This window comes from Scytonema hankhaensis NUACC26, from assembly GCF_045865695.1.
In the GTDB taxonomy this organism is placed as follows: Bacteria; Cyanobacteriota; Cyanobacteriia; order Cyanobacteriales; family Nostocaceae; genus Scytonema.
This window is the reverse complement of the sequence record NZ_BAACAP010000136.1, coordinates 13961-32293: the sequence shown is the minus strand read 5'-3', so window position 1 is coordinate 32293 and position 18333 is coordinate 13961. Positions and strand designations below refer to the sequence as shown.

Genomic DNA, 18333 nt, shown 5'->3' with positions numbered 1-18333 from the left:
GGATAATGCTACCATACTGATAAAAGATGGGCAACGAATTCGCGTGCATGGAACAGAAGGGTACGTAGAAATCCTACAAAATAGGTGATAAATCTAAGACAAAACCGGGCAAAACATCCTCACCAGATAGTGTTGTCGGCGATTGGACAACTTCTACTTTTTGATTGGGGCGATAAATTTCTACTACTTTTCGCTTTGGGTCGATTAACCAACCCAGTCTTGCACCGTTATCAATATATTCTTGCATTTTGGCTTGCAGTTTTTCCAACGAGTCGCTTGGAGATCGCAATTCCACAACAAAATCGGGACACAGAGGCAAAAACTTTTCCCTTTCCTCTGGAGTCAAAGCCTCCCAACGTTCTATCCTAATCCAAGACGCATCGGGAGAGCGATCCGCACCGTTGGGCAATTTAAAACCTCCAGAAGAATCAAAAGATTTGCCTAAATCGCTCTGACGGTTCCAACCTCGAAGTTGATAGGTTAAATCGGCATTACGATCGCTTGTATCTCCTCCTGTTGGTGGCATAATAATTAGTTCTCCATTAGCAGTGCGCTCAAATCGCAAGTCTCGATTGTTTTGACACAGTTGAAAAAACTGCTCGTCAGTTAAATTAATTTGCAACTCTAGGGTTGGCGGTAAACTAAGAATTGCCATGTTTTTTAAGAATATTAATTTACTAGTAGCTTCTAGTTTAACAAGGTATTTATCGGGGAAAGGCTACCTGATATCTTGCACCATCAGCTCCCAAGCGAAAATCATAAGCTAAAAAGCTTATTATTTCGTAGGGTGGGCAATGCCCACCAAAAGTGTTGTTGGTGGGCATTGCCCACCCTACTTACCAATGACTAATGACGATCCTCACTAATTAACTGTAATTAGTACTCATAAACTCCAACCAAGGGCTTCGGCAACTTGTCCTGCTAATTCTAGAGGATGAAAAGGTTTAGCGATCGCGGTCTTGATACCCATTTGAGCATAGCGACGGCGATCGGATGCCTGTATTTTTGCCGTTAGCAGTATTACAGGAATGGCTTTTGTTGCAGGATTTTCTTGTAGCTTTTCAAAAGTTGTTGGACCATCCATGTCAGGCATCATGACATCTAGCAAGATAACATCTGGTTGAAAATCCTCAGCTTTGCTAATACCTTCCTTCCCAGAACCTGCCGTTACAACTTCCCAACCTGCTACTGTTTCCAAACAAATTTTGGTAACTTCTTGAATATATTCTTCGTTATCAACCACCAAAATTCGCTTTGTTGCCATTGTTTTCACCCTTTATTTACTATCTAATTCATAATTCATAATTCATACTTCACAGAAGTCATTCGCTGAAGTAAATCCATTACCCTCTGCTCAAATTCTAATGCTGTCACCTGCCCTTTTTCCAAAATTTCAGTATGCCCTAAATTGAGACGTTGTTTCTCGGAATCATCAAGTTCTTTTGCAGAATATACCATTAAAGGGACTTTATAGAGACGACTGTGTTGTTTTAACCACTCTACAACTGTAAACCCGTCACCCTCAGGCAGAACGAGATCGAGAACTAACAAGTCAGGATTAATTTCTTGGCTGAGACGAATTGCCTCTTTCCCAGTTTTTGCAAGAAAGGTGTCAATATTATGCTGCTCCAACAAAGTCATGAGCACCTCTGCCAAGTTGCTATCATCTTCGACGAGTAAAACGCACACTCGTCTCGAAGTCTTCATCAGTGCTTGCTTGAGAGAATCAAAAAGCGATTTTTTCTCCAATGGTTTGCTCACCCAGTTAACAAAATCAGTGCTAGGTTTCTGTTTCTTAGTAGGCGTACAAACACTGCAAATTACGATGGGAATGTTTTGAGTTTCGGGTTTTTCCTTTAAGGCTGCGATCGTTTCCCAACCATTCATCCCAGGCATCAGTAAATCTAGTAAAATAACATCAGGATGTTCTGCAGATGCAACTGCGATCGCCTCTTCTCCAGAACCTACAGTAATGACACGGTACCGCCCATTTTCCAAAAGACTCTGGATTTGGTTGCGAATTTCTAGTTCATCATCGCATACAAGCACCAAAGGTATATGAGGAGATGGAGATGGGGACACAGGAGAACTTGTAGACAAGGGAAGAGTAAAATAGAAATAACTACCCTCACCCAAGGTACTTTCCACCCAAATACGCCCGCCATGCTGCTGCACTATACTGCGACAAATTGCCAAACCCAAACCAGTGCCTTCATGATTGCGGGAATCAGAAGAATCGACTTGCTGGAAACGCTCAAAAATACTTTCAAGTTTATCCGATGGAATACCTCGTCCTGTATCCCGAACTGTAAATAAAACTTGGGGAGATGAGGGTGATAAAATTTCTCCATTGCTCGATTCCCGATGCCCATTCCCCATTTCCCGATCCTCGTTGCCCATTTCCGCACTCAACCAAACTGTAGAACCAGGAGTGGAAAATTTAATGGCATTACTGAGCAAATTAGTTAAAGTTTGAACAATTCGATCTACATCTGCCCATACATTCAGATCTATACTAGAAACTGACAGCGACACTTCAGCTTTGTCTGCAAGGGGCTGTATAACATTGACTGCTTCTTCCAAAAGTTCAGCAATGTTACAAGTTTGTTTTTCCATTTTGACTTTACCGGATTCAATGCGCTCAATATCCAGAACGTCATTGATTAACCTTACTAAACGTTCGGTACTATCAACGGCAATTTGTAGCAAGCGTTTGCCTTGTTCTGAGTCAGGCTTAATCAAATTGCTTGCTAGCATTCCTAAAGAACCATGAATGGAAGTTAGGGGCGTGCGGAGTTCGTGACTGACTACAGAAACAAACTCATCTTTCATCTTTTCTACTTGCTTGCGATCGCTAACATCCTGCAAGTAAACCGTATAGATTGTCTCATCTTTCAGCATTAACTTAGAGATAGAAGCCTCAGCAGGAAACTCCGAACCATCTTTGCGACGCCCGTAAATTTCGCGACGTTCTCCCATTCGGCGAGACACTTTCGCCGACTTGCCAAAATCAGAAACATACTGAGAGTGTACGTGAGTATAGCGGGTTGGCAACAGTAAATCTAAAGTTTGCCCCAAGACTTCCTCAGCAGAATAACCAAAAATTTTCTCAGCGCCCTGGTTAAATAAAGTCATGCGTTGATTGCCATCAATACAAATAATGGCATCATCTGCAATGGAAACAATCCCTGAAAATCGAGTTTGAGAGTTTCGCAATTCTTCCTGCGTCCGTTGACGTTCGTTGAGTTCTGACTGAAGTTGTTCGTTGGCTCGCATCAGTTCAGCAGTGCGTTCTGCTACTCTCAATTCCAATTCATCCCTAGCTTTGCGTAAAACTTCTTCTGTATTTTGCCTTTCAATTGCTGCAGACAAAACATTAGCTATAGATTGTACAAAATGAATATCATCTTGAGTAAAAGTTTGTTTTTTGCTAGCGTATGCCCCTATTACACCATAAAAACCATTGCGTTTAGTTATTGGCACGCTCACACCACTAATAATTCCATGCTCTTGTAGTAAAAAAGAACCACTAAAGCGAGTTTCTGTCCGTAAATCTTCAACAATTACTGGTTGTTGAACCTGTAAAGTATAACCAGCACCAGAATTTTCTAAAGTAATAATTTCCTGTCTTATAATTTCTTGATTCCAACCTACTCCCGCACGCAAAACCATTACATTTTCTTCTAAAATAAGTTCTAATATTTTGCAGTATTCAACTTCCAAATTGTCCACAACTAAAGCCACTGCTTCTTTCATCAAGATAGAAAGGTCTGTTCCAGAAAGAGCCGATTGACCTAACTGAGCAACGGTTGCTTGTTGTTGAATGCGAGTTTGCAAGCTCTTTTGAAACATTTCATTCTTAATAACAGTAGCTTTGTTAGCTTGGGTATCGGCAATCCTTTGCCGCAATTTTCGTTTTTCCAACCGATTAATAATCCGAGTCACGAGTTCCGGTCCAACAATCGGCTTGCTAACAAAATCATCTGCACCTACAGAAAAGACTTGATTAACAATATTTGCATCATTATGAACTGTTAAAAATAGTATTGGTAACTCACTCCAGTGGGGAGCGTTGCGTACAACTTGACAAATTTCAATACCATTTATTTCTGGCATTTCTACATCTAGTATGAGTAAATCTGGTTTGACCTCTTCTAAAGTTTTCCAAAAGCGCTGAGGGTCATCCAAATAAGTCACTTTAATTCCCCAAGGGTTGAGCAAGTTTTGTAACACTGCTCCTATCTTGGGGTCGTCATCAACAGCTAAAATATGTGCTTCTACACGGGAAGCATCTTGCAAAACTTGTTTGACTGCTTCTAAAATTTGTGCGATCGCCATGGGCTTCTGTAAAAAGAAGTGTCCTCCACTCCGAGCCACTTGCAATCGATTTTTAAAATCACTTTTTTCCGTGAAAACGATAGCTGGTACTGGTGGTTTGCGTTGACTTAATTCTGCTAATAAACCAAAGCTATCTTCACGATCTGTAAGAACATCAAGGTCAATCAGCACGACGTTGGGATCTTCCCGATAAAGCAAACCTCTTGCTGCTTCTATATTCGTAGCAATTTTTACTCTGACATCCCAATTACCAGCTTCTTGTTCGATTTGTTCGGCTAATTTTCCGTGTTGTACGTTTTGTTGGTCAGCATTACTAGCAATGACAAGCAGCAAAGGATGTTCATCTACTTGCGGTTGTGATGATGAAGTCAAAGTTTCATGAGGATTTTGCTCTATTTCCTGACGCAATTGCCTAACCAAACTGGAAAACTCTGCTTTTTCTGCTACAGTTAATGCTTTATTTGCTTTCAGAAGATGCTCAATTTTTCTGGCGATTTGGGAACCCAGAGAAAAGCCAAAAGTCCCCAACGAACCAGCAAGTGTATGAGCTTCTTTTTGAGCCTCTTTCCGAAGTTTTGGATTCAAAGTTTTTTGGGAAATAGCTGCAGCGTGCTCTAACACAGCAACTTGTTCGTCAACCCGTCCTTTAAATCTATTCCAAACAGCAGCAATACCTTGTAAAATTTGCTTTTGAGTTGGTTGCTCTTTAGACAAAGAAGGTAATACGAAATCTTCTCCCCTACTTACGTGCTCCTCATCTTCTCCTTGTTTCACTTCTGCCTGTGGTTTGAGACGATAACCGATACCATAAACTGTTTCTATCAAATCCCCTGGTGCGCCTGCACTCTTGAGTTTCTGTCGCAAACCTTTAATATGAGTGCGGACAGCTTCCTCTCCCGGAGTATCTTCATAAGACCAAAGATGTTCCAAAATCATGCCACAGCTAAATACGCGGCGGTTGTTACGCATGAAAAGCTCTAAGAGTCCATACTCCTTAGGAGTTAATGAAAGCTGCTCTTCACCATAAGTAACTTCACAGCTTATGGGGTCGAGACGCAAATGACCGCTTGCTAATACGGGCTGTGATGCTACACTCCCTCGACGCAAAAGCGCCCGTATCCTAGCAACTAATTCTTCTTCATCAAAGGGTTTAACAAGGTAATCATCAGCGCCTGCATCTAACCCAATAGCTTTCTCATGACTGCTATCGCATCCAGTTAACAATAAAATCGGCATTCGCAAACCTTTAGACCGTATTTGACGGCAAAGGTTGATACCATCTATTTTAGGTAAAATAACATCTAAAATTATCAAATCATAATCGAAAGTCTCAATCAAATCCCAAGCTACTTGTCCATCAGAAGCAACCTCAACCACATAATTCTGATTCGTTATAACTGCAGCTAGAGCATGGGAAACAAGCTGGTCATCCTCTACTACTAAAATTTTCATTGGTAAACAAAAAACTTGAATATAGTATCTGCTCAGTAGTGGGTAATTTCCGCAATTTAAATTGAGTCGGGGGATTATATCTACGGCTATTTATAAAGTGTAACATAACACATGAGTTGGCTTGTGGTGTTCGCAAAGCTTAAAGATTTTTCTTGGGGTTTTCCAAGAACTAAATTCTCCCCTCAATTGTGGAACGGGCGTCCTCGCCCGTTCTCTAGATTCGACGGGCGTCCTCGCCCCGCAGTCGCCTCAACGGGGGGCTTTGGGGTCTCCTCTGGGGTTGGGGGGAAACCCCCGCACGGCGCTGCTCTCCGTCCCACAAGACAAAGTGAAAGATTTTTTGTTCTTGCCTTTTGGGGGGCATTCGTGACATAATTTTTTAAATACGGTAAAACGATAGATTTAGTGTTTAATAACTGCTGAGGCTGCAAGCTCCCCGACTTCTTAAAGAAGTCAGGGAGCTGAGGAAGCTTAGCCATCAAAAGTTATGAAATCCAGATGACAGGCTTGATAAGGATTCACAATGCCAAAAGACGCTCGAGAACTTGAAGTTACAACAGATTCTCCAGAAACGATCGCAGCTATTAACCGTTTTATCGAACAAGCCCTTGGCTATGGTAAGGATGCAGAAGCTTGTGTTTTAGAGGGAATTGCCGCAGATCCCACTTGTGCCACGATCCATGCATACGCGGCTGCTCATTACCTCTCTCAGGAAAACGCTACGGCAACTCAGCAAGCGATCTCTCACTTACAGATAGCACAACAGCACGTAGCAAAATCGACAAAGCGAGAACAGTTATATATACAAGCTATTACAGCTTGGGCATCGCGAGCAATTGATAGAGCGATCGCATTACATAAAGAAATTGCCCAAGAGTTTCCTTGCGATTTGCTTTCGGTTCAGCAGGGACAGTACCACTACTTCTATTTGGGAGACAAAGAGAGGCTGCTCAACATTGCTCAAAAAGTTTTGTCAGCAAATCGAGACAATCATTATCTGTACGGTATGGTGGCGTTTGGTTTAGAACAATGCCATCGACTTGCAGAAGCTGAAGCTTTTGGTCGTCTAGCAATTACAATCAATCGTCACGATCCTTGGGCGCATCACGCCATAGCCCATGTAATGGAAACTCAAGGACGAGTGAACCAGGGGATTGCTTGGATGGAAAGCCATGCAGATACTTGGGAAAACTGCAACTCCATGCTATACACCCACAATTGGTGGCACGTAGCGCTTTACTACCTTGAAACAGGCGACATAGAAAAAGTCTTTTCACTGTACGATACTCATGTTTGGGGTCGCGCTCAGAAAAACTCTCCCAAAGATCAAGTAGGAGCGATCGCAACCCTGTTAAGGTTGGAGTTGCGTGGAGTCGATGTTGGAGAGCGTTGGCAAGAGTTAAGCCTTTATCTTTACCCTCGTATTTCGGAGCATGCGTTACCCTTTCAAGACTTGCATTATGTCTACGCACTGACAAAAGCAGGGCGTAGAGAATGGTTAAACCAAATGTTGGAAAGTATGGAAAACCACGCTATGACTGTCAATCCATACTTACGTCAAAACTGGTTTGAGATTGCGATTCCGGCTGCTAGAGGTTTGGTGGCTCATGCTATCGGTCATTGGTCAACTGCGATCGCGCAACTCAAACCCGTTTTACCACAACTCTATAAACTTGGTGGTAGTCACGCTCAACGAGTCTTGTTTGAACAAGTTTATAGAAATTCTCTTTTCCGAGATGAAAAGCCTTCTACAAGGACTTCATATTCCTTCAATCCACAACAGCAAAACGCCGAACTCCTACTTCTTCCATAACAGATCAATACTACTCGGTTAAAAATTTTTCGTAATAATTTTGCGGATGTAGAGACGCGATTAATCGCGTCTCTACAAGGTTTCAATGTCAATCGATTTTTCTTATCCGAGTTATAGCGCTCGCGGAACAATGAGTTTTTTTGGTCAATAGCATTTGTTTCGTCCATTTCAGACGCCAAATGGGAAATATGCTCAGTAGCAACAATACCTGGCCAAATTGAGACAGAAGGGATGTTATGCGGCTTGAGCTCAACAGCCATATCAGCAGCTCATCGATCGCTTCGGCGCAAGCTATACCCATGTTCAAGACTACAACGTACCTGAAACTCCAATAAAATTTATTCGATGAATAAGCTTGGCTCTACGTGAAAAAAGGTACCAAGTTTTTGAGCATGTTCTGGAGTGATATTTTGTCTACCTTCTAAAATATCATCAACCGAAGTTACTGACCCAAAAAATGCCTGCAAATCGTCTTTATTTTTGTTCGATTGTTCAAAAAGGAATGATAATAAAGATTGAGGATTACTTGGCGTTACATCAAAATGATAATTTTCTTGTTCAAATTTTTCAATTAATATAATTAGTAATTGATAAAATTCATTTTCTTCAGGAGTTCGTTCGCGGTACATTAAATTTTCCACAACAGCTAAAGCTTGTTCATTTTCCGTTTCAGTTTTAATAACTTTAGGAAGATAAGTTGTTAATAACTCCTTATATTTTTCCTGATTAAAAGTGAGAGTCATTTTTCCAGTAATCCTTATTATATTCTGCGTGTGTGAGGATATATTTAACGTAAATTAATTGCTCTTCATAATCTATACTGACAATCAATCGGTATTTGTTCCCTTTAATATTAAAGACTGTAAAATTACCAACTGCTTCAGCTTTATAAAAAATCTCCTGTACTTCAACTAAGTTTGACTATTTAGCTTTACTAGCAACTTTATACCAGTAAATAAGAGCTTCCCGACTATCTGCATGAATTTCAGCATACTCTCTTAAGGCTTTAAAACTGATGACGTGCATCTTCTCTAATTAAAGATTATATGTTAAGTTATGCTCTGTTGGGTGACACGGAGCGTAACCAACCTACATTTTCCTACATTGTCCGGCTCTATTATTTTTTAACTCATATTTTACACGCTCTTAACCACGCTTTGGCTCGTTTGAGGGAAGGCTGTTTTGGTCAATCAATCTTCCGTAAATCATTCAACTGTACGCTCCATAGGAGCATTACCAAAACTAAACGCAACATCATAACCGATTCGCATAGTAAATAATCTGGCGTAATGGTTCTTCTGCTTTAAACTTAATGCTGATTCTACACCAGTTTTATCAATTCCATATTCGCCAGTTTCAGCATCAATCACAATCATCTTGCCAATATTATCGCTATGCTCGACCTGTTGACGAATCCCATCTTCGTAAAACTGTTTGGCTCTTTGGGCAACTTCCTCTACAGTCCAAAAAATAGCCTGCATAATTACACCTGCTTTTACCTATTATTTTCCATATTCTCATTATAGATGCGTGCAATCGAGTTGGGAACAGAAGCGCGATCGTACTTCTTCTTAGTATCGATCTATGCTTAATACACAAGTTGGCAGCCACGCTCAAAGAGTCTTATTTGAACGGGTTGATAGAAACTCTTTGTCACGAGATGAAAAGCTTTCTGCAAGCCCTTCATATTCCTTCAATTCCACAACAGTAAAACGCCGAACTCCCACTTCTTCCATAACAGATTGCAGTTCTGTATCTGGCTGAAGTAAAGCAAATTGAAGTTGCTCAATCGAAGCTGTACCAAGACGTTGAGCAACTACTAGAGGTGGCATGGGAGATGGCCCAAGCACCTCTACCACCCTCAATTGATGGGATAATTCTGGAAATTGCTGAAGTTCTCGCTCTAACACAACACTATCAATAGCCGCACAATCCACTCGCCCATTGACTACCCATTCAATGGAACGTTGGTGAGAACCAGATTGTATTGCTTGACTGAAAAAGTTTTTGGAATGCCCGGTTTGAATTAAGCGATCGCACAACAAATTATAGCCACTATTAGACCCTAAATCGTTATAGCAAAAACTTTTAAAAGCTAAATCTTCAAACCTCGTCAAACCACTAGCAGCATTGACAATAACATCTGAAAAATAAATTGGTTGGTTTTGATATCGCGTTGCTTTCATAACAGGAGCAACCAACACCTGCAACTGCGAGGGTACATGCCGGCAATACCGAATGAGAGGTAATCCACAGATAAAGAGCAAGTCTACTTGGTTTTCAATGAGCAGGGGATCTTGTAGAGGATCGCATTCACCTTGGTGCAACTGAGTTGCAACACCTAAAATGCGACCCGCATAAGCCACAACTGCTTGATAAAAATCGAACGAGTTAGGAGCTAAATATGAGATAGCCCGTAACTTTTTTAAATCCGCTACTTGCGACTGACAATCTTCCACTCGTTGTCTCCAATTTCTTGATGCGCTACAAATTGCAGCAAGCTGCGACAAGACCAATAAACTTGCAAGAAAACCATGCTTATCGAGGCAAGCAAGGCAATTATCAAAACCGTCCCGTATGCTTTGATATGCCACCAAAAACGCATAATCAGCGCTGTACTTAGACGTGTTAATGTCATTTTTACGACTCCTCTACCCTTAAACTGGTTTCTTCTTTTTTAAAATACGGTTAGACGATAGAATTAGTGTTATTCAAAGTATTGCACGGTCTATCAAAAAAAGCAAAGATGGAATGACTTCTTACCTACCACTCCAATGAATAAATCTTTTCTCAAATAGCAAGAACAGTGCGTTTAGGGCATACCCCAGAATGCCAGTAATCAAAATAGAAGCATACATATCCTTGACATTCAGGACTTGTTGAGCATCAATGATACGCTTACCCAGTCCCGTTTCGGTACCAATAAACATTTCTGCCACAATTACAATTACGAGGGCGAGACTGATTCCGGTGCGTAATCCAATAAACGTCTGAGGCAGACTTTCCCAAAACAAGACATCTTTAAAAATCTTAAATTGATTAGCGCCCATCACCTTTGCAGCTAAAATCCTATTCTTTGTAGCATGGATAACGCCATAGGCGCTATTGAACACGATAATCAGTAGAGCACTAAACGCTGCGATCGCAACTTTATTAAATTCACCAATTCCGAAAAAAAGGATGAACATCGGAATCAAAGCACTCGCAGGCGTAGAGCGAAAAAAGTCAATCAAAAACTCAAAGCTGCGATAGATATGTTCTGAACTTCCCAACACTACTCCTAAAGGAACACCTATGATAGCCGCAATAAGAAATGCTTGGAAGGTTCGCATCACAGTAGCGATGAAATCTTGCATCAGAGTGCCACTAAACGTTGCCTTAAATAGTTCACTCAAAGTATCAATCGGAGTGGGTAGCAAAACCGGATTAATCCATCCCGACTTAGCCACTAACCACCACAGCACAAACAGCAACAAAACACCAATCAGAGGCAGCAATTTGTTACCAATATTCTTAAACTTCATACACATCATTTCCGCATTTCTTCACGAAACACGTCTAGACAATGGCTTCTAACACGAATAAACTCTAGCTCGGATAGAATTTCTGGCGATCGCGGGCGTGGAGCTTTATAATGAACCATCTCAACCAAAGAGGTAGGGCGCTTACTTAATAGCAGAATCATATCTGCCAGATAGACTGCTTCTTCCAGATTATGAACCACCATAACCATTGTGAGTGAGGATTCCATAAAAATTTCCTGTAACTTTTCCCGAACGTAGAGAGTTGTTTCAAAGTCCAGTGCAGAGAACGGTTCATCGAGAAACAAAACCTCTGGTTCAGCGACTAGTGCCCGTAAAATTGAGATGAGTTGTTGTTGTCCACCAGAAAAACTGTAGGGATAGCGTTTCAAATCTAATTTAATATCAAAAGCGCTAATTAACTTTTCGACTCGCTGTTTACTCTCCCGTTCCGATATCCCTTTTACTTTGAGAGGATAAGCAATATTATCCAATGCACTTAACCAGGGAAATAGTGAATCTCGATAATTCTGAAATACATAACCAATTCGCGCTCGACGAATCGGTTTATCATTAATTAATATCTGCCCTTTGTCAAATGGTACTAATCCACTCATCATATTAATTAAAGTAGATTTGCCACATCCGTTGGGACCAAAGATAGAAATGAAATATCCCTTTAATAAATCTAAATTAAAATTTTCATACAGAACTTGACCTGCAAAAGACTTACACAAACCTTTGATACTAATAATTGCCTCTGTATCAATAGGATTCACCTTTGGGTTGAATTCAAGCATATCATTAGGTATCCTTATAGATTAAAGAAGTTACGTCTACTTTTTTAGAAAAGACTTGTTTTTCATACATATAATCGAAAAAGTTTTGGAAGTATTTCAGGTCTGAATCTGTAAATTCATCATACATTTTATAGGCTGGTATGGGAACAGCTTTAGCTAATTCTCCCTCAATGGGAGTGTAACCAGCCAAATATTTGCGTGCTTCATTTGGATTGTCACGAATGTTTTGAATAGCGCGGCGATAAACTTGTATATATTTCTTCGTGGCTTCAGGATTTTCTTGAATGAATTGAGTACTCAAGGTCGATGAACCCCCAAACCAAGGAACACCAGAGTTTCCTAGAATGTATTTAGCAATAACCCCTGTTTCGAGTATCCTTGTAACTCCTTTAAGTTGACCAATCGTTCCAGTAGGCTCTAAGGTAAACGCAGCATCAATTTGACCTGAAGCGATCGCTGGAATGTGTTGCTTTGTTTCCAGTTGAATAACTTGAGAATTGTCAATACCAATTTTTTCTAAAATTCCTTTGGCTAACGCTTGATTTTGAGGACCGGGACCTGTACCAAATTTTTTTCCTTTTAAGTCGTCAATTGTTTTAATAGGACTATCCTTAGCCACAATAATCTCATCCACTACGTTCTGAATATTACTGGGGTTGGATGCAATGATTTTAAATAAACCAGGTTGTAAAATTTCCCCCAGAGCTAGATTACTCGAGCCAATAGCCGCTGAACCTTGAACCCGTCCAGCAATTAGCCCTTCAACAACTTGTTGTGCTCCAGGGAATTTGTTAGCGTCTACATTTAATCCAGCTTGTTTAAAATATCCTTTTTCCAGAGCTAAATAGAACGATAAACTCGCTGATACAGGCCAGTAACCAACAATAACTTTGGGAGCAATTTCTGTTTTTTCTGTTGAAGATGGTGACTTTGTAACTAGTTGGTTTGACGTTTTTTGATTGCATCCATGAATTGCAGATGCAAGAACTGTACCTGCACCCATTTGAAGAACAATACGTCTACGAATTTTCATAATCAGACAACAGGATACGGTATTTCAGGGATTTGGTATCTATTAACTTATGATAACCTGCTCATTGTATAATCTACCTGGACAGGAATACATACGCCACTGAATACCTTAATGGCAGATCGCGTCTCAATTAAGATGGTCTGAGGTGTCATCACTACCATAAGATTTATGACTTTGTTGGATTATTGTGGTATGATTGTAAATATTAACTCAAACAAGGATAAATTTAAAATCAATTAATATTAGAAAAAACTACTATCAAGCTTCTAGACTTAAAAACATAGGAGCAAGAGATGCCTGCTAAAGATATTTATCATGAAACCGTTAAAACAGCGCTAGAAAAAGATGGATGGAAAATCACCAATGAACAGTTAAAGCTAACCGTTGGAAACCGTTCACTATTTGTGGATTTAGGAGCAGAAAAGCTGTTTACAGCAGAAAAAGAAGGACGCAAAATAGCAGTTGAAATTAAGAGTTTTTTAAGTCCCTCTCTGATTCATGATTTAGAAGAAGCTTTAGGTCAATACATTCTTTACTCTTCTATTTTGGACGAGATAGAACCGCAACGTTTCCTATTTCTAGCAGTTCCTATAGTTATATTTCGTGATTTCTTTTCCGAACCAATTTGTCAGTTGTTATTGAAGAAAACATTAGTTAGATTAATAGTATTTGACCCTCAAAAAAAGGAGGTTTCCGAGTGGATACATTAAAAAAATATCGAGAAAGTATTTATAAAATTCTTAAAAATCATGCTGATATTCCCTACGCTTATGGAGATATTAAATCTGACGTTGTTGTGAGCAAAGATGAAAATCATTATGTGCTAATGATTGCAGGTTGGAACGGCAACCTCCGGATTCATGGTTGTGTCGTTGATGTCGAAATTATCAATGACAAAATTTGGATTCAACGAGATGGGATTGAGGATGGAATTACAGATGATTTGATAGCTTCAGGAGTCCCTAAAGATAAGATTGTCCTGGCATTTCATCCACCTGAAGTTAGAGAATATACTGGCTATGCAGTTCAGTAAAATGGGTAACGTTTACTCTTCAAGATTAATGAGTATTGCTTGTTACCAGAAATCTGATGTCTATTTCTCAGGTTTTAATGTTGGCAGTTGACACGTATTACAAAATTCATAAATCCGGAGTAAATATTTACGCCCAAAGAAATAAAACTATTGGCTAGATTTGATGAATTTTATATGCCATTGGGAAGAAGTATAAGCTTGTGCTATTCGCAACAATGAGACAGCATCAAAACCTTTTTTCTATAGACAGCTATAGCAAAGCCAGGACTATAACAATATTTCAGTAACTACAACAATTAGTACTTCCAGGAATATTAAAACAGTCTTAAGCTTTTAAATTATCTATCTAAAGTATGAAGTCATGCTTACAACTCAATCGTCAAGCTTTGAGCGAAGAATTGTGCGGCTATTCAAACATTTGCTTTATTCAATGACATCCCCCTGGCATTGTCCCCTACCAGTAGCAGAAAACACAACGGATAAAGTAGCTATTTATTTTTATAAAAATGATACATGGGTTCCAATCATGTTTTACAGATTGGAGGATGCGATCGCATTTTATCATCAGTCGCAAAGTCATGAAATGCAGATACAGATATTTCCAGCAGAACTAAACCCTAATGATTTTGATTTGTCCTCTTATCAGGAAACTCCACCACATAATAAACTTCCATCCCCTTCGTTAAGGGTATAACTTATCACCAGTTGCTGAATCGAACACAAATAACTTATCCAAATTAAATTTTAAAGAAAGACGATCGCCCCTTTGGGGAAGTATATCTGTACCGATTTGAACATTTAAGATCGCACTCGAACCAGGAAAACCTGTCCGTAGCAAAGTTTCCCGTCCAAGAGGTTCCACCACTTTCACCTCTAGTGTTAACTCACCCGGCTCTCCTTCTTCACGCTCAGAAGATTCAACAATAGAAATATGTTCTGGGCGAATTCCCAAATCAAAACTCTGTCCGATCCTAGGACGCAATTTTTCTCGAACAGAATTCGGACAGGGTAATATTTGACCAACGACATCAAAACCATTACTTGTAAACTTTGCAGGTACGGTATTCATGGAAGGGCTTCCCAAGAAAGTAGCAACCATACGGTTTGTCGGTTGAGAATAGATGGTATTTGGTGTGCCAATTTGTTGAATCCGTCCTCGATTGAGAACCACTATCTTGTCAGCCAAAGTCATTGCTTCAACCTGGTCGTGAGTCACGTAGATAGTCGTAATTCCCAGTTCTTGATGAAGTTGTTTCAACTCAGCCCGTGTATCGTCCCGCAATTGAGCGTCTAAGTTAGACAATGGCTCATCAAGTAAAAAAACTTGTGGTTCGCGAGCAATTGCTCTTCCCAATGCAACACGCTGCTGCTGTCCCCCTGAAAGCTGCTTGGGTTTGCGCTCTAACAGATGTTCTAGAGAAAGCGATCGCGCCACGGACATGACTCTTTCTTGAATAATATTCGGGTCAACCTTTCGCATTTGCAGCCCAAAAGCAATGTTTTGTGCCACTGTCATGTGAGGGTAGAGGGCGTAGTTTTGAAATACCATTGCCACATCTCGCTGTCTTGCGGGAATATTGTTAACCAACTTTTCCCCAATATAAAGTTTGCCAGATGTTGCCATTTCCAAACCAGCGATAGTTCGCAAAATAGTAGATTTTCCACAACCAGATGGTCCAACTAACACCCAAAACTCACCATCGGGTATATGGAAAGTAACGTCCTCAATAGCGGTGACGTTATTAAATCTACGCTTAATGTTTTCTAGACGAACGGTTGCCATTTTAGATTTTGTCCTTTGTCATTTGTCATTTGTCATTTGTCCTTTGTGACTAAGGACTAAGGACTAATGACTAATGACTAACTCCATGCCGAATGAGACATTAAAGACGCCATCACTCTGACACCCCTGAGTTGGTTAGATAAGGGTAAATGTCCGCGAGGAGCGCTAAGATCCCAAGTAAATTCGTTGGGGTATCGAGTCCAGTTATTGCCTTTTTTCCAACCAATTTTTCCCCAAAGATTATCCCAATTTTTCCCCAAGCCCAACCAGATTTCTCTTTGAACGGAAAAGCCAAATTTCCCTTCTGAGTGAACGAGCCATAAGGTGTTTAATGTTTGGAGATCGGTAGCGGGAAAATTTTCAACTTCGGTAAAATACAGCCATTTTCTTTGTATTGCGGTGGGTCCTGCTAGTTCGCACATTTTTTGTAAAGTCATGCGATCGGCTGCTTGAAAATCCTGGGCTGCTAAAAGCTTCTGTATGGGGCTGTAATCTATATTGCAATCCGATGTTAGAGGAACTAATCCTGAAGGAAAATGATTTTGTAAAAATTCTTTGGCTTTGGATGAATCAGAGGTATAGAGCACTTGGTAAGCTTTACCGTCTACCCAAGTTGGTGGGTTTGTCCGGCGTTCGTATAAAAATTCCATCAGAACATCTAATCCTCCTTCTCCTAAATTAGCAAGCTGTGGGATCGCCTGCTGTTGGATTTGAAGAGATCCAGCAAGTAAGGGTTGGCGGAGAGATTCGATGTTACTAGCAGTGCCTGATACAATCATTGGGTCTGTCATGCAGTAATTACTCGTAAGATGGGATCGGTGAACAAGCTATAAAATAGGAACTCTGTTCAAACAGTAGACGTGGAAAGTGTATAAGCGGTAAAATAGCAACGGTTTCGTTAATCCCAAGCAAGGCACGCCAAACACTCTACGAATAGGGGAAAAGAAGACTCTGCGCCTCATTGAAAAACGTTTTGTCTTGCTGAAGCCTCTGAATTAGACTCAGAGGTTGCTTACAAATCTACCAAATTTAAAGACGCAAAAAAAATCTTCTCGCCTTCCAATCATAGTTTCTCATTTTCGGGTTTAATATCCCAAGAGCACAGACGTTGCAGCATAGCCAATCAGGAGCGTTGAATGTACGAGAAAATTACTGCACCCACAACGGGAGCAAAAATCACCTTCAAAAACGGTGAGCCTGTTGTTCCTGACAATCCAATTATCCCTTTTATTCGAGGTGATGGTACGGGAATAGATATTTGGCCTGCTGCTCAAAAGGTTCTTGACGCTGCCGTAGAAACAGCATACAAGGGCAAGCGCAAGATTAGTTGGTTTAAGGTTTTTGCAGGTGATGAAGCTTGCGAAGTTTACGGGACATACCAGTATTTGCCCCAGGATACTCTCACGGCAATTCAGGAATATGGTGTTGCGATTAAGGGACCTCTGACAACTCCTATTGGTGGTGGTATTCGTTCCCTGAATGTAGCATTGCGTCAAATTTTTGACTTATATGCCTGTGTACGCCCTTGCCGATACTATCCAGGAACTCCTTCTCCTCATAAAACTCCAGAAAAACTGGACGTGATTATTTACCGGGAAAATACGGAGGATATCTATTTGGGAATTGAGTGGCGTCAAGGAAGTGAAATTGGCGATCGCTTAATCTCTATCCTAAACAAAGACCTGATTCCTGCAACTCCAGAACACGGTAAAAAGCAAATTCCTTTGGATTCTGGAATAGGTATTAAACCGATTAGCAAAACTGGTTCTCAACGTTTGGTAAGACGTGCTATCAAACACGCTTTGCTACTTCCACTGAATAAGCAAATGGTGACTCTGGTGCATAAAGGCAACATCATGAAGTACACCGAAGGCGCTTTCCGGGATTGGGGCTACGAATTGGCAGTGAGCGAATTTCGTTCTGAGTGCGTCACCGAACGGGAATCTTGGATTTTGACTAACAAAGAGAGCAATGCCAATCTCTCTTTGGAAGACAATGCTCGAAAGATTGAACCAGGTTTTGATGCTTTGACTCCAGACAAGCAAGCCCAAATTGTTGAAGAAGTGAAAACAGTTTTGGATTCGATTTGGGAAAGTCACGGGAGTGGTCAGTGGAAAGATAAGGTAATGGTCAATGACCGTATTGCCGATAGTATTTTCCAGCAAATCCAAACCAGACCCGATGAGTATTCCATTTTGGCGACTATGAACCTGAATGGAGATTACTTATCTGATGCGGCTGCAGCCATTGTTGGCGGGCTGGGTATGGGACCTGGGGCAAATATTGGCGATGAATGTGCTGTTTTTGAAGCAACCCACGGAACCGCACCCAAACACGCTGGTTTGGATAGGGTGAACCCTGGTTCGGTGATTCTGTCCGGTGTGATGATGCTGGAGTACTTGGGTTGGCAAGAAGCAGCAGATTTGATTAAGAAAGGGTTGGGGGATGCGATCGCAAACCGTCAAGTCACGTATGATTTGGCACGTTTGTTAGAACCACCCGTAGAACCTTTAAAGTGTTCTGAATTTGCTGAGGCAATTATTAAGCATTTTGGTTAGTA

The 18333-nt window shown here is 40.7% G+C and carries 17 protein-coding genes and 1 pseudogene; 5 read left to right on the top strand and 13 right to left on the bottom strand.

Going from position 1 to position 18333, the window contains the following annotated elements:
- Nucleotides 1–73 precede the first annotated feature (73 nt).
- From ACKTT2_RS08540 to ACKTT2_RS08530, 3 genes are all read right to left on the bottom strand, one after another.
- The gene (locus ACKTT2_RS08540) at nt 74–655 is read right to left on the bottom strand and encodes a Uma2 family endonuclease (protein WP_407885659.1); all 582 of its coding nucleotides are present in this window, start codon (nt 653–655) and stop codon (nt 74–76) included.
- 228 nt (nt 656–883) lie between these two features.
- The gene (locus tag ACKTT2_RS08535; protein ID WP_407885657.1) at nt 884–1264 is read right to left on the bottom strand and encodes a response regulator; all 381 of its coding nucleotides are present in this window, start codon (nt 1262–1264) and stop codon (nt 884–886) included.
- A gap of 35 nt (nt 1265–1299) precedes the next feature.
- Nucleotides 1300–5790, bottom strand: a complete 4491-nt coding sequence (locus tag ACKTT2_RS08530) for a response regulator (protein ID WP_407885655.1) — start codon at nt 5788–5790, stop codon at nt 1300–1302.
- A gap of 523 nt (nt 5791–6313) precedes the next feature.
- On the opposite strand from ACKTT2_RS08530, the gene ACKTT2_RS08525 reads away from it, so the two are divergent.
- Nucleotides 6314–7603: a tetratricopeptide repeat protein gene (locus tag ACKTT2_RS08525; protein WP_407885653.1), complete on the top strand. Its 1290-nt coding sequence runs from the start codon at nt 6314–6316 to the stop codon at nt 7601–7603.
- A gap of 338 nt (nt 7604–7941) precedes the next feature.
- Here the strand turns inward: ACKTT2_RS08525 and ACKTT2_RS08520 are convergent, their stop codons facing one another.
- The 8 genes and pseudogenes from ACKTT2_RS08520 to ACKTT2_RS08485 form a co-directional block, all read right to left on the bottom strand.
- The gene (locus tag ACKTT2_RS08520; protein ID WP_407885651.1) at nt 7942–8346 is read right to left on the bottom strand and encodes a helix-turn-helix domain-containing protein; all 405 of its coding nucleotides are present in this window, start codon (nt 8344–8346) and stop codon (nt 7942–7944) included.
- A pseudogene (locus ACKTT2_RS08515) lies at nt 8330–8629 on the bottom strand (type II toxin-antitoxin system HigB family toxin). The gene ACKTT2_RS08520 and the pseudogene ACKTT2_RS08515 overlap by 17 nt, the downstream one beginning before the upstream one ends.
- A gap of 179 nt (nt 8630–8808) precedes the next feature.
- Nucleotides 8809–9084 (bottom strand): hypothetical protein, encoded by a 276-nt coding sequence (locus tag ACKTT2_RS08510; RefSeq protein ID WP_407885649.1) that lies wholly within the window; start codon nt 9082–9084, stop codon nt 8809–8811.
- Between the two features lie 132 nt (nt 9085–9216).
- Nucleotides 9217–10062 carry a PhnD/SsuA/transferrin family substrate-binding protein gene (locus tag ACKTT2_RS08505; protein ID WP_407885647.1) on the bottom strand — a complete coding sequence of 282 codons (846 nt, stop codon included), beginning with the start codon at nt 10060–10062 and terminating at the stop codon, nt 9217–9219.
- Nucleotides 10038–10241 carry a hypothetical protein gene (locus tag ACKTT2_RS08500; RefSeq protein WP_407885645.1) on the bottom strand — a complete coding sequence of 68 codons (204 nt, stop codon included), beginning with the start codon at nt 10239–10241 and terminating at the stop codon, nt 10038–10040. Before ACKTT2_RS08500 ends, ACKTT2_RS08505 begins: the two co-directional genes overlap by 25 nt.
- Nucleotides 10242–10362: 121 nt before the next feature.
- On the bottom strand, nt 10363–11127 hold the full coding sequence (locus ACKTT2_RS08495) for an ABC transporter permease (RefSeq protein WP_407885643.1): 765 nt from the start codon (nt 11125–11127) through the stop codon (nt 10363–10365).
- A gap of 5 nt (nt 11128–11132) precedes the next feature.
- Entirely contained in the window at nt 11133–11924 is a 792-nt protein-coding gene (locus ACKTT2_RS08490) for an ABC transporter ATP-binding protein (RefSeq protein WP_407885641.1), read from the bottom strand.
- Nucleotides 11925–11928: 4 nt separating this feature from the next.
- Entirely contained in the window at nt 11929–12957 is a 1029-nt protein-coding gene (locus ACKTT2_RS08485; protein WP_407885639.1) for an ABC transporter substrate-binding protein, read from the bottom strand.
- A 293-nt stretch (nt 12958–13250) separates the two neighbouring features.
- On the opposite strand from ACKTT2_RS08485, the gene ACKTT2_RS08480 reads away from it, so the two are divergent.
- From ACKTT2_RS08480 to ACKTT2_RS08470, 3 genes are all read left to right on the top strand, one after another.
- Nucleotides 13251–13667 (top strand): XisH family protein, encoded by a 417-nt coding sequence (locus tag ACKTT2_RS08480; protein WP_407885637.1) that lies wholly within the window; start codon nt 13251–13253, stop codon nt 13665–13667.
- Nucleotides 13655–13990 (top strand): XisI protein, encoded by a 336-nt coding sequence (locus tag ACKTT2_RS08475; protein ID WP_407885635.1) that lies wholly within the window; start codon nt 13655–13657, stop codon nt 13988–13990. The genes ACKTT2_RS08480 and ACKTT2_RS08475 overlap by 13 nt, the downstream gene beginning before the upstream one ends.
- A gap of 361 nt (nt 13991–14351) precedes the next feature.
- Nucleotides 14352–14684 carry a hypothetical protein gene (locus tag ACKTT2_RS08470; protein WP_407885633.1) on the top strand — a complete coding sequence of 111 codons (333 nt, stop codon included), beginning with the start codon at nt 14352–14354 and terminating at the stop codon, nt 14682–14684.
- On the opposite strand, the gene ACKTT2_RS08465 is transcribed toward ACKTT2_RS08470, so the two are convergent.
- Both ACKTT2_RS08465 and ACKTT2_RS08460 read right to left on the bottom strand, forming a co-directional pair.
- The gene (locus tag ACKTT2_RS08465; protein WP_407885631.1) at nt 14673–15773 is read right to left on the bottom strand and encodes an ABC transporter ATP-binding protein; all 1101 of its coding nucleotides are present in this window, start codon (nt 15771–15773) and stop codon (nt 14673–14675) included. The two genes, ACKTT2_RS08470 and ACKTT2_RS08465, sit on opposite strands and share 12 nt — an antisense overlap.
- Nucleotides 15774–15850: 77 nt before the next feature.
- On the bottom strand, nt 15851–16564 hold the full coding sequence (locus tag ACKTT2_RS08460) for a GUN4 N-terminal ARM-like repeat domain-containing protein (protein ID WP_407885628.1): 714 nt from the start codon (nt 16562–16564) through the stop codon (nt 15851–15853).
- Between the two features lie 345 nt (nt 16565–16909).
- Here ACKTT2_RS08460 and ACKTT2_RS08455 point away from each other — a divergent pair, with 345 nt between their 5' ends.
- Nucleotides 16910–18331 carry an NADP-dependent isocitrate dehydrogenase gene (locus tag ACKTT2_RS08455; RefSeq protein ID WP_407885626.1) on the top strand — a complete coding sequence of 474 codons (1422 nt, stop codon included), beginning with the start codon at nt 16910–16912 and terminating at the stop codon, nt 18329–18331.
- Nucleotides 18332–18333: the final 2 nt, after the last annotated feature.